Below are 12,899 nucleotides of genomic sequence, written 5' to 3'. Positions count from 1 at the left end.
AATTCAGTCGTATACTGAATGGCATTCACTATACGACTGAACCCTATTCACTATACGACTGAATGGCATTCAGAATACGGCTGATTGTGACGGTCGAACTAAATGTAAATGATACGGATACCTCTATACGGCTCGCACGATGAACCCGAAACATCCGCACAACGGGTCGGGGCCGGAGCGTTGGTGCGTCTTTATGCCGCGACGGGAGATAAGAAATATCTCGACCAGGCCAAGTCCTTCCTCGACGTGCGCGGCACTACAGCATGCAAGGACAGCTATTTGCAGTCGCACAAACCCGTGCTGGAACAGGAAGAGGCAGTAGGACATGCCGTACGCACCGGTTACATGTATTCCGGCATGGCCGATGTATCCGCATCTAAAGATTTTATTATTTTTGCAAACTGTTTCTATATTACTATAATATTTGACATTTATATGAAGCAACTGATTACAACCTTTCTGTTGTCTTGCGCCATAGGTGCGCAGGCACAACATGTGATGACCGTAGATGTATCTCGCCCGACAGCTAAGATACAGCCTACAATGTACGGCATCTTCTTCGAAGACATCAACTTCGGTGCCGACGGCGGACTCTACGCCGAACTGGTGAAGAACCGCTCCTTCGAGTTCCCGCAACCCTTTGTCGGATGGATGCCTTTCGGCAACGTCACGGTGCAGGACGCCGAGCCCTGCTTCGACCGCAATCCCCACTACGTGCGCATCGTCAACGACGGCCGTCTGCTGCGTGCCGGACTCGACAACGAAGGCTTTCGCGGCATCGGTCTCAAGCAAGGCGAGGAATACCGCTTCACAGCCTACACCCGCACTCCCGATGCCCGTCCCATGAAGTTGTCCGTCGAGTTGGTGAACTCCAATGGCGAGAATCTTCTGAAAAAAGAAATCGAAATCAGCGGCAACAGCTGGCAAAAACAGACGGTTGTCCTCCAATCGCCCTTTACCGATGCCCATTCGCGTCTGCGTGTGGTATTGTTGTCGGAGGGTACGGTGGACATGGATCATATCTCGCTCTTTCCCGTCAACACCTGGAAGAAGCGCGAGAACGGTCTGCGTGCCGACCTCGCCCAAGCGCTCTACGACCTCAATCCCGGTGTCTTCCGCTTCCCCGGCGGCTGCATCATTGAGGGTAACAGCCTTGCCACCCGCTATCAATGGAAGAATTCCGTAGGCCCGGTAGAGAACCGTCCGCTGAACGAGAACCGTTGGAACTACACCTTCAAGCACAAGGCCTTTCCCGACTATTTCCAGAGCCTGGGTCTGGGCTACTACGAATACTTCCTGCTGAGTGAAGACCTCGGAGCCGAACCGCTGCCGGTACTGAGCTGCGGACTGTCCTGCCAGTACGAGAGTAACGAGGTAGTGCCTCTCGACGAGCTCGCCCCCTACGTGCAGGATGCCCTTGACCTCATCGAGTTTGCCAACGGTCCTGTGACCTCCAAGTGGGGAAAGGTCCGTGCCGATATGGGACACCCTGAACCGTTCGGCATGAAAATGATTGGCATTGGCAATGAACAGTGGGACAAGGTATATACCGAACGTCTGGAAGTGTTCACCAAAGCCATCCGCGCAAAACATCCCGATATTCAGATTGTAGGTTCTTCCGGCCCGAGTGCCGATGGTGACAAGTTCGATTATCTCTGGCCCGAAATGAAACGTATCGGAGTGGACTTGGTGGACGAGCATTATTATATGGCTCCCGACTGGTTCTTTGCCAATGCCGCCCGCTACGACAATTACGACCGTAAGGGACCGAAAGTTTTTGCCGGTGAATATGCGTCGCACGACCACTCCACCGGGAAGGCGAATAACTTTCTGGCAGCGCTGTCCGAAGCTGCTTTCATGACGGGACTGGAACGCAATGCCGATGTGGTGCGCCTTGCCACCTACGCTCCGCTCTTCGCCCATGTGGATGCCTGGCAATGGAATCCCGATTTGATTTGGTTTGACAATCTCCGCATGATGCGGACACCCAACTATTACGTGCAGCAGATGTATGGCATGAATGCCGGAACAGATGTGCTGAGCCTGCAGATGGACGGAAAACCCGTGACGGGTCAGGACAGCCTTTATGCTTCGGCGGTGCTGGACGCTCCTACGGGAGAAATTATCCTGAAACTGGTCAATGCGGGCAGCCGGCAGGCAAAAGTACAGGTCGACTTCGACGGATTGAAGAAGCGGCGGCTCATTGGCGGTTCGTGCACTTATCTGCAGAACTGCGACTGGCGTACGGTGAATACTTTGGAACAAGAAGCCCTCGTTCCCCGTATCCGCCCCGTGCAGGTCGGCGAGCATTCTCTCGACCTGGAGTTGCAGCCCCGTTCATTCAGCGTCTATCGTCTGCATTGACACCCCTTTCGAAAGGTGGGGGGAAGATAGTATACAGTCCGTTTTCCCTCCCCTTTCAGAGGCGTGAGTCGTGGAAAATTGCTTCCGTGAGCAAATATTCATCTTTTTTGGGCCGATTCTCTTCTTGAAGTAGCCCGATTCGTCTTATCTTTGTAGCAGCATTCGGAACATTCCCTATGCTGTTATTACTATTTTAAAACTAACCATCATGAAGAAACATCTCATTACCGGACTGTTTGCAGCCTTGGCCTTGTCTGCCAGTGCACAGTCTTTCAAAGAATGGCTCGACCCCGAGGTCAATGCTGTGAACCGTGCCCCCATGCACACCAATTACTTCGCCTACGAGTCGGCCGATGCTGCCACCCGGGGCTTGAAAGAACAATCGTCCCGTTTCATGACGCTGAACGGTACCTGGAAGTTCTTTTGGGTGAAGGATGCGGATGCTCGCCCTACCGACTTCTGGCGTGTGGGTTATAATGACAAAGGCTGGAACGACATCCCCGTCCCCGGTGTGTGGGAACTGAACGGTTTCGGCGACCCTATCTATGTGAATGTCGGCTACGCCTGGCGCAATCAGTTCCAGAATAACCCGCCGCAGGTGCCCGTCGAGAACAATCATGTAGGTTCTTACCGTCGCGAGATTACCGTGCCCGCCGACTGGAAGAACAAGGACATCATCGCCCATTTCGGATCTGTCACCTCCAATATGTATCTGTGGGTGAACGGACGCTATGTGGGTTATAGTGAAGACAGCAAGCTCGAAGCCGAATTCGACTTGACTCCTTACCTGAAGCCCGGACAGAAGAATCTGATAGCTTTTCAGGTATTCCGCTGGTGCGACGGTACCTACCTCGAAGACCAGGACTTCTTCCGCTACAGCGGTGTAGGTCGTGATTGCTATCTCTATGCCCGCGACAAGAAGCGCGTTCAGGACATCCGTGTCACTCCCGATTTGGATGCCGACTACCGCAACGGCTCCCTGAAAGTGCAGCTCGATGTGAAGGGCGGCGGCAACGTCAGCCTCGAACTGCTGGATGCTGCCGGTAAGCAGGTGGCTACAGCTACAGCCAAAGGCAGCGGCATTGCAACGCTGAATGTGGAGAACCCGCATAAGTGGACGGCTGAGACACCTTATTTATATACGTTGCGTAGCACCCTGCAAGGTAGCAGCGAAGTGATTCCTGTAAAGGTAGGCTTCCGCAAGATAGAACTGAAAGGAAGCCAGATTCTTGTCAACGGCCAGCCCGTTCTCTTCAAGGGTGCCGACCGTCATGAACTGGACCCCGACGGTGGTTACGTCATCTCCCGCGAACGCATGTTGCAGGACATTCAGGTGATGAAGCAATTCAACTTGAACGCCGTGCGCACCTGCCATTATCCCGACGACAATCTTTGGTATGACCTTTGCGACCAGTACGGTATCTACGTAGTGGCAGAAGCGAATGTCGAGTCTCACGGAATGGGCTACGGCGAGAAGACACTTGCCAAGCGTACGGACTATAAGAAAGCACATATGGAACGCAACCAGCGCAATGTGCAGCGCGGTTTCAATCATCCCAGCATCATCTTCTGGTCGCTTGGCAACGAAGCCGGCTATGGTCCTAACTTCGAGGCCGCCTACGATTGGATAAAGGCAGAAGACCCGAGCCGTGCCGTACAATATGAACAAGCCGGTAAAACAGGTAAGACAGATATCTATTGCCCGATGTACTATGGCTATGACAGATGTAAGAAATACTGTGAGGATGATTCCATGACAAAACCTTTGATTCAGTGTGAATATGCTCATGCCATGGGAAACTCGGAAGGAGGTTTTAAAGAATATTGGGATTTGGTTCGCAAGTATCCCAAATACCAAGGTGGCTTCATCTGGGATTTTGTCGATCAGTCTGTACGTTGGAAAGGAAAGAACGGCAAGATGATTTATGCCTATGGTGGTGACTTTAACCGTTTTGATGCCAGCGACGGTAACTTCTGTGATAATGGTTTGATTAGCCCTGACCGTGTTCCCAATCCTCACATGTATGAAGTAGGGCATATCTATCAGAACATCTGGACTACTCCGGCCGACTTGAAGAACGGTGAAATCAATGTGTTCAATGAATACTTCTTCCGCGACCTTTCCGCCTATTACATGGAGTGGGAGGTACTGAAAGGCGGTAAGGTGATACGTACCGGCCGTGTAGATAATCTGAATGTGGCTCCTCAACAGACTGCTAAGATTAAGCTGGACTTGGGCAAGACCTGCCAATGCACCGAATGGTTGCTGAACGTTTCTTATAAGCTGAAGAACCGCGAAGGACTGCTGTCCGCCGGACATGTAGTGGCAAAAGACCAGCTTGTTTTGAATCCTTACAAGGCTCCTTCCATGGAACTGAAGAACTGCGAACAGAGCAATATCGAAGTGCCGGCTCCCCAGGTGCAGGATAACGATTGGAACTACCTCATCGTCTCCGGTGATGCTTTCCGTGTAGAATTCAACAAGCACAACGGTTATCTGACCAAGTACGAAGTGAACGGACAGGATATGATTAAGGACGGTGAGGCCCTGACACCCAACTTCTGGCGTGCCCCGACCGACAATGATTTCGGTGCGGGCTTGCAACGCAAGTATATCGCTTGGAAGAATCCGGAAATCAAGCTGACCTCTTTCAAACAGCGTACGGATAACAATCAGGTCATCGTAGAATCGGCTTATGACATGCCGGGCGTTTCAGCCAAACTGAATCTGACTTATGTCATCAACAACGCCGGTGCCATCAAGGTTACCCAGAAGCTGACAGCTGATAAGAACGCCAAAGTATCGAACATGTTCCGTTTCGGTCTGCAGATGCCCATGCCCCGCAGTTTCGAAACAGTCGAATACTATGGACGCGGCCCGGTTGAGAACTATAGCGACCGTAACCACTGCACAGATTTAGGCATCTACCGCCAGAGCGTGGCAGAGCAGTTCTATCCTTATATCCGTCCGCAGGAAAACGGAACAAAGACTGATATCCGCTGGTGGAAGATGCTGGATCGGTCTGGCAATGGTATCAAGATTGTGGCCGAAGCTCCCTTCTCCGCATCTGCCTTGCACTATACCATCGAGTCTTTGGACGAGGGTTTGGACAAGCGGCAGGGACACTCGCAAGAGGTGGAAGAGGCTGATTTGACTAATCTCTGTATCGACAAGGTGCAAGCCGGTCTGGGTTGTGAGGACAGCTGGGGGCGTATTGCACGTCCGGAATACCTGGTGCCATACGCTGATTATGAGTTTACATTCATCCTTTCTCCCGTGTGCCACAGCATCGGAATGGAATAAAATTGCAGACTGAGAAACAGACTGTATAATACGGAAGCGGTCGCCCTCCCCATCGGAAAGGCGACCGCTTTGCATTGAAGCTTTGCTTGTTTCTGTCTGTTTCTTTGTTTATATCATGGATACGGCTTATTTTTTCCGGCAAATGCAATCTGTCAGATGGTCGTTGATAAACCCCGAGGCTTGTAGATGGGCATAGCAGATGGTAGAGCCGAAGAACTTGAATCCCCGTTTTTTCATGTCTTTGCTCATGGCGTCGGACTCGGGAGACGATGCCGGAATCTCACTCAACGACTGAAAATGGTTGATAATGGGGTTTCGGCCGGGAAAGAAGGATAACGTGTAGTTATAAAAGCTGCCGAATTCCTTCTGTATGGCAAGAAACAACCGGGCATTGGTAATGGTCGACTTGATTTTCAGGCGGTTTCTCACGATGCCGTCAGACTGCATCAGTCGTTCCACGTCTTCGTCGGTCATTTGTGCCACTTGCCCGGCATCGAAATTGCAAAAGGCTTTGCGGTAGCCTTCCCGCTTTTTGAGGATGGTTATCCAGCTCAGTCCCGCCTGGGCACTTTCCAGTACAAGAAATTCGAATAACGTCTTGTCGTCTGTCACCGGTTTCCCCCACTCTTCATCGTGGTATTTCACATACAGCTCGTCGGTTCCGCACCAGCCGCAGCGTCCGTTTATTATGTCTTGCATAAGCGTTATTTTTGTAATGAGGTGCTAAGATATTGCTTTCATTGCGAATAAACAAGTTATAAGTTTTATTTGAACAGGCAGTCCGGAGCTTCGCCCGTCCGGGCTTATCAGGACAACTCGTCTGCTTTGGGGACGCTTGGCTTTGGCAGCTGTCGTTTCCGAGGCAATGGCGGCTGTTCCTAAAAGCAAGGTCCCTGCCAGACTCTTCTTGAGAAAATCTCTTCGGGTGGTTTTCATTTTCTTGTTATGTTTGGTTTCTTGACAAAGTTAAAAACTTCTGCCGGTTTCCCAAGGGAATTTGGATGCAAAGGGGGTGGAATTTGAATAATTCCGGACGTTGGAATAGCGTGCAGAACTATTTGCGGAGTAGAATGAACTATATTTCTTCCTTTGCATGGCAGTGGCTTTAAAAGAATCTGACTATTTTTGCAACAAAGGCAAATCTTATAATTATGAAAAAACAATATAAATCTTTCTTGCTTCGTAGTAAAAATCTGTTGCTTGTTATCTTTGCGTTGCTTCCTTGCGCATTGCCGGCTGCCGGCATGGAAGCAATCTTGGACTTGAAGTTCAAGCAAGTGACCACACTCGACGGACTGCCCACCGATGAAGTCCAGAAGATATATCAGGATAGGGAAGGATTTATCTGGCTGGCTACCCGTTACGGGCTTTGCAAATACGACGGCTACCAAGTCACTGTCTATAAGTCGAATCTGTATGCACCCGGACTGTTGACCAATAATAATATTTATTGTCTTGCCGATGATTACGACGGCAATTTGTGGGCCGGAACGCCGGAGGGACTGAACAAGCTCAACAAGAAGACGGGAGAGATACGCCAATATGTCGCCTCCTCCATTCCCAATAACTTGGTGTCTTGCTTGCTGGTTACGAAACAGAATGAAGTGTGGGTGGGCACGGATAGCGGATTGTGCCTTTATGATTCGGATAAAGATTCCTTGATATTGTATGATGAACGACTGACGGGTGGGGTGCTCAAAAGAATGTCCGTCAAGTCATTGATGGAGGATGTGGACGGTGACTTGTGGATTGGAACCTGGTCGAACGGGCTTTTTCGCTATTCCACGGAGGAGAACCGGTTTTATGCTTATCCTGCGCTGAATTGTGCGCAGATAACGGAACGTGAACGTCCTGCCGAATGGAAGCAATTGGTAAAGGGCGGACGTTTTATGGACCGGTTTCAACCTATGCCTGAAGGTGTTTCAGCTCAGGGCATCTGGGGAGCAGACAGTGTGCTGAACCGCTACGTGGATAATGGAATTGAACTTCCTGGAACATCCTTTTGGGGAGGGAATATCTTGCAGAGTGCCGATGGCAAATATCATCTGTATGTATGCGGCTGGCTGGAGGAATCTCCCAGAGGACACATGTTCTGGCCCAGCTCGACGGTTTATCATGCTGTGAGTGATAATTCTACCGGTCCCTTTAAAATACGCAATTCGGTGGGCAAGGGACACAATCCCGAAGCCTTCCGGCTGGAAGACGGATGTGTAGTGGTTTATGTGATAGACGGCTACTATATAGCTGATAAAGAAGACAGTTCTGTTTGGACATACGGACAGTTTGATTTTGATGCGCGTGACTGCAAGATTATAGAAGGGCTTTCAAACCTTACCTTTGCCCACAGGCAGGATGGTTCCTACTTGGCGGTGTGTCGTGGAGGAGGCGTTTGGATTAGTAAAGATGGTCTTTCTACTTATTACCAGTTGACGGATAAAAGGGTTTATCCTCCTGTGGAAGGTCGGTTTGAAGACCCGGTGGTATGGCGGGATGACCTTCAGTATCATTTGATAGTGAACGATTGGTTGGGACGAATAGCTTTCTATCAGCGTTCAAAAGACGGGGTTCATTGGATTATTGAACCGGGCGAGGCTTATGTGCCAGGTATTTCTTTTCACAAAGACGGTGAGGTGGAATCTTGGTTTAAGTACGAACGTCCTAAAGTTTTCCAAGATGAACACGGACGGGCGACTCAGATGAACTTTGCTGTTATAGATACAATAAAATGGGAAGATTTGCCCGGTGATAGGCACAGTTCCAAGAATATCTGTATTCCGCTGAACAAAGGTATGTTACTTTCTGTCTTGAATGAGAAAGAGGTGACTTCCTGTACGCGTACCATAAAAGTGAGAATTGCTGCGGAAGAGGGATTTAATCCTCAAACCGAAGTGGATGTACAGTCGCTGCGTTTTGGCTCTTATAAGGAGGTGAACTTCGGGCGAGGCTGCAAACCTTTGAAGACATGTGTCTCAGGCAAAGATTTGATTGTTGTTTTCTCCGGCAAAGGAAGCGGAATTACCGCTGAAGAGTTTGCTCCGAAGATGATAGGTAAAGATAAGGCAGGTAATATGTTTTATGGTTATGCACGTCTGCCTTATGTAGACTACCAACCAGCTTTACTTTCTGCCCGGCGTCCTGTGTACGACAAAGGAAAAGGAGAGTTACGACTGGAGGTACAGAATTTTGGTTTGTCAGCGTCTAAGGCTGTTGAAGTTGAGGTGAGATCTGGCAGAAACTGTTTAGGGCGAGTGCAAGCAGGTGCATTACAGCCTTATGAAACCGTAAATTTGTCGTTAAAGCCTGCATCAGCTTCTTTTGATGAAAAGTCCGGATATGAAGTGGTCTTTCTGCAAGATGGAGTAGAAGTGGAAAAGAATGTTTTTGAGTAAAAGATTGCCCATGTTGGGACGGTGTGCATATAATCTTCAAGATTGTGCATGAACTGATACTTACTTATTATCAACAGGGCTGATTCTCGTACTCCATCACATGATATAGCGTGCCGAACCGTGACTTGCGGAACGGCACTTCATGTCTCTGCAATATCCTTTCGAATACATTCATTTGCTCATTCGGGACGCTATATTCACATCTTCCCGGGATATTTCCGGATTCCGGGAAGATGTGATGAAGATGAGATACCTCATCTTACTTTTTTACAAGATATGATTCATGGCAGGAGTTCTGCTTTATAATATAATCGAAATCAATATTTGAAGCTTTGTGTCTTTACGTAGACTTTGAAGTCTTTGATTCCACCCGGTACTTCGCTCTCCATTCTGGGAAGATACTGTATGCCGGTCAGTGTACGGGTGCTGCCCAAATCAATCACAACTGCATGTGAGTATAGAGTACCTTTTGTTGTGCTCCAGTAGGTTGATTCCTGGAGGTCGAAGAGCTTGTCAGCAGAACAGTTGACGTGGGATACGTCTTCGCTGTCGGCATAGTTGACAATCCAGGGCTCTCGTGACAGACGTTCTCCATTCTCATCCAGCAGATACATTTCGGCGATACAAGCCAAGTCTTTTCCGTCTTGTGAGTTCAAGGCTTCCAGGCAGATATAGCGTCCGGTGACGGGCTGGGCGAATTTGCGTTCCTGCCAGCCGTTGCCGGGATTGAAGCTGCCGGAGAGAACGGGCTGCTCACCGGACAAGTCGAGGTTTTCGCCCTCATTTCGGTGTGTCAGCGGTTTGGTGACAAGTAATTGGTCCAGCAATGGTTCGCTCAGACCTTCGGACTTGGCTTCTTTGGGACCGATGATGTCGAAGACAATCACTTCATTCTCGCCTTGCTTCAACCAGCATCCCGGGATGTAGAGGGTCTGTTGTGGGCCGATTTCCCAAATGCGTCCCATGGCGTGTCCGTTGACATAGACAAATCCTTTGCCCCAAGTCTCGAAGTTAAGGAATGTGTCGCTGGGCTTGTTCACCTTGAAGGTGGCACGGTAGCAACCCGGAATGCGTTGTCCTGATTCATCTTTCAGTGAGCCGATGGGCTGGAACTTCATGTTCTTATAAAAATCGTATGTATCTTCGAGATTATAGACTTCCCAATCTTTCAGGTTACAGGTAAAAGGACGGCCGTCGATATTTACGGTAAGTTCTACGCTTTGGGTGATACCCTTGAAGTCCTTGATGGCACGTCCAAAGTTGATGCGGCCCATGGCTTCTACCAGAATGTCGAGGCGTGCACCTTTGGGGCAGGCGGGGAATTCCAGTTGCTTTTCACCGTTGCGTCGGTCCAGTTTGCCGATGTATTTGCCGTCCAGGAAAACTTGGGCGTAGTCGTGCACATCGTTTACGGTAAGCAAGGACGGGATTTTCATTTCGGGCAATGTGGTACGGTAGAGGATGCTTCCGAATCCCTGGTCATATTCCTCCATGGTGCGGATGTTGCGGTCTTTCTTGGCAGCAGGAAGGTTGTCGAACAAAGGAGCCATTTCAGTAAATTGGAAAGCTGGAATGCGTATGGGCTTGATTAAAGCTGGAACTTTAGTCTGCTTCTCACCATCCATGTATTTGGATAATGTTTTCCGTAATTCCCAGTATTTGGGAGTGGTCTGTCCAGATTCACTGATAGGAGCATCGTAGTCATAAGAGGTAACGTCGGGGGCGAATCCCGGCGAGTTTGCTCCTGCCCAGTGTCCCCAGTTGGTTCCTCCGTGGGTCATGTAGAGGCTGAAGGAGATGCCTTTGGATAACATTTCGTCAATACCGGCAATCATGTCGGCAGCCGGACGGGTTTCGTGGTTGGCTCCCCACTTGTCGAACCAGCCGCTCCAGAACTCGGAGCACATCAGCGGGCTGTCGGGACGGAGCTTCTTCAGCGGTGCAAACTGTTGGTCAATGTTGGCTCCCGTACCGAAGTTCATAGTCCATGCTAGGTCGTGGAGTCCGTTCTTGGTGAAGTTGGACGCCCAGTCGCATTGGAACAGTGCTACGCCGGGGTAATTGGCGCGTACAATGTCGCGGATTTGCGATATGTAACCTTTGTCTTCCCCATAGGAGCCGTATTCGTTTTCTACTTGTACCATGATGATGGGACCTCCGTTCTGTATGGTCATACCGGCTACCTGCCCGGCAACGGCTTTTTCAAAGATATCTACACGTTCCATGAAGTAGGGGTCAGATTCGCGCAGGCGTATGTCCTTCTTCTTGAGCAACCACCAGGGCAGTCCTCCCATTTCCCATTCGGCGCAGACGTACGGTCCCGGACGCAGGATGACATACATGTTATTCTGCTGGCATAGGCGGCAGAACTCTGCCAGGTCATTTTGTCCGCTGAAGTCGAACACTCCCGGCTGAGACTCGTGGGAGTTCCAGAAAACATAAAGGCAGATAGTGTTCATGCCCAGTGCCTTGCATAGCTTGATGCGTTGGTCCCAATAGGCTTTGGGGATACGTGGATAGTGCAGTTCTGCGGCTTTGATGACAAACGGTTTGCCGTTCAGCAGGAAAGTACCCTTTCCGGCTGAGAAGTCACCTTGTCCTTTCCATTGGGTATGCGGGTTCCAACTGTCGCGCCAGGGTATCGTGATTGTTCCGTCTTTGCTGAATTCAAGCGGGAGCCATACGTAGCGTGAATCCTCAAGATTTTTCTTCTTCCAACGGTCGAACATGGCGATGTAGGCGTTTCCTTTTCCATAGACTTGCTGTACGTAGGTGCTTTGCGCGTAGAAGGTCTTGTCTGCATCAAGACCGGTACACGGATTGCCGATGATAGTCCATTGCCCCATGATGGAGTCTGCCACTGCCAATTCGGCCACATTGGGGTCCCAGCCGGTGCAACCGGAAGAGAGCATATAGTACTTGCCGTTGTATTTGAATACAGCCGGTGCTTCGCGGCTTTGCTTTACGAAGTTGCGTGTATAGCGGCCGCTGGGCTTCAGGTAGTCGTCCGTCAGCTCGCTTATATATAAAGTGGCGTTGTTTTCCGAAGAGTAGAACTGATATGCCTTGCCGTTATCATCAACAAACACTGTCTGGTCGCGGCTCATCGCACCGTTGGGACGGAAACTACCTACATAGGTGAATGTCCCGGTAGGAGAATCGCTGACCGCTACGCCGGCACACGCCTTACTGTAGTCGGCGCTTTCCACATGTGCCCACATGACGAATTTCTTTGTCTTTTCGTTGTAAATCACTTTAGGACGTTCCAGCACCTTACTGGGGTGTAGGTCGTGTTTCTCGTCGTCTTTCACGGCAGGTAGTACGATACCTTCGAACTTCCAGTTCAGCAGGTCTTTTGAAGAGTAGCAGCTTACACCGGTTACGTCGGTGCGGTAGCATTCCCATGTGGCCCATTCGGGCAGGATAGTTTTCCCTTTTTTGTATTCACCGTACCAATAGTAGGTTTCTTCATGATAAAGAAGGCCGCCGCCATGAGCGTTGATGGGATTGCCGTCCGTGTCCTTCCAGACATCCCCGGGTATGATTGCGGCACTTTTCGTTTGTGCTTTTGTTTTTGCAGATGGCAGGCAGCAAAGGCAGACCAATAATGCAAAACTCCAAATAATTTTCTTTTTCATTTAAGAATTTGGTATTAGATAATTAATAAATCATTTTTATGTTTGCGGCAAAGATATGCGAAAGTTGAGAAATGGAAGGTAGGTAAATATGTCAAAAGAGGTTGTGTCAAAATGCTGGCACAACCTCTTTTTATGCGCAAAGCCCGGACTTTCCCAAGCCCAGGCTTTGTTATTACCCAAAGTTTATGTAACTTTAGGCATCAT

The 12,899-nt window shown here is 49.7% G+C and carries 6 protein-coding genes; 3 read left to right on the top strand and 3 right to left on the bottom strand.

What is annotated here, in order from left to right; translation table 11 throughout:
* The first annotated feature begins 108 nt into the window (after nt 1-108).
* Nucleotides 109-2,364: an alpha-L-arabinofuranosidase C-terminal domain-containing protein gene (locus M1B78_RS11930; protein WP_257940774.1), complete on the top strand. Its 2,256-nt coding sequence runs from the start codon at nt 109-111 to the stop codon at nt 2,362-2,364.
* Nucleotides 2,365-2,572: 208 nt separating this feature from the next.
* Nucleotides 2,573-5,668, top strand: coding sequence for a glycoside hydrolase family 2 TIM barrel-domain containing protein (locus M1B78_RS11925; RefSeq protein ID WP_257940773.1), 3,096 nt, complete (start codon nt 2,573-2,575; stop codon nt 5,666-5,668).
* Between the two features lie 126 nt (nt 5,669-5,794).
* Here M1B78_RS11925 and M1B78_RS11920 read toward each other — a convergent pair whose 3' ends face one another.
* Together M1B78_RS11920 and M1B78_RS11915 are read right to left on the bottom strand one after the other, a co-directional pair.
* Entirely contained in the window at nt 5,795-6,367 is a 573-nt protein-coding gene (locus tag M1B78_RS11920) for a DNA-3-methyladenine glycosylase I (protein ID WP_136009032.1), read from the bottom strand.
* Nucleotides 6,368-6,391: 24 nt separating this feature from the next.
* Complete coding sequence (locus tag M1B78_RS11915; protein WP_176467711.1) at nt 6,392-6,604, bottom strand: twin-arginine translocation signal domain-containing protein; 213 nt, start codon at nt 6,602-6,604, stop codon at nt 6,392-6,394.
* Between the two features lie 215 nt (nt 6,605-6,819).
* Between M1B78_RS11915 and M1B78_RS11905 the strand changes: the two genes are divergently transcribed.
* Nucleotides 6,820-9,057 carry a two-component regulator propeller domain-containing protein gene (locus M1B78_RS11905; protein ID WP_430732570.1) on the top strand — a complete coding sequence of 746 codons (2,238 nt, stop codon included), beginning with the start codon at nt 6,820-6,822 and terminating at the stop codon, nt 9,055-9,057.
* Between the two features lie 317 nt (nt 9,058-9,374).
* On the opposite strand, the gene M1B78_RS11900 is transcribed toward M1B78_RS11905, so the two are convergent.
* Nucleotides 9,375-12,695, bottom strand: coding sequence for a beta-galactosidase (locus M1B78_RS11900; RefSeq protein ID WP_257940772.1), 3,321 nt, complete (start codon nt 12,693-12,695; stop codon nt 9,375-9,377).
* Between the last annotated feature and the right edge of the window lie 204 nt (nt 12,696-12,899).

The organism is Bacteroides muris (ex Fokt et al. 2023), from assembly GCF_024704895.1.
In the GTDB taxonomy this organism is placed as follows: Bacteria; Bacteroidota; Bacteroidia; order Bacteroidales; family Bacteroidaceae; genus Bacteroides; species Bacteroides muris.
The sequence above is the reverse complement of the archived record's forward strand: the minus strand, read 5'-3'. Positions and strand labels throughout refer to the sequence as shown.

Excerpts from the sequence above, each read along its gene's own strand:
- M1B78_RS11930 (WP_257940774.1), top strand. The coding sequence starts at position 109 with ATGATACGGATACCTCTATACGGCTCGCACGATGAACCCGAAACATCC.
- M1B78_RS11925 (WP_257940773.1), top strand. The coding sequence starts at position 2,573 with ATGAAGAAACATCTCATTACCGGACTGTTTGCAGCCTTGGCCTTGTCT.
- M1B78_RS11920 (WP_136009032.1), bottom strand. The coding sequence starts at position 6,367 with ATGCAAGACATAATAAACGGACGCTGCGGCTGGTGCGGAACCGACGAG.
- M1B78_RS11915 (WP_176467711.1), bottom strand. The coding sequence starts at position 6,604 with ATGAAAACCACCCGAAGAGATTTTCTCAAGAAGAGTCTGGCAGGGACC.
- M1B78_RS11905 (WP_430732570.1), top strand. The coding sequence starts at position 6,820 with ATGAAAAAACAATATAAATCTTTCTTGCTTCGTAGTAAAAATCTGTTG.
- M1B78_RS11900 (WP_257940772.1), bottom strand. The coding sequence starts at position 12,695 with ATGAAAAAGAAAATTATTTGGAGTTTTGCATTATTGGTCTGCCTTTGC.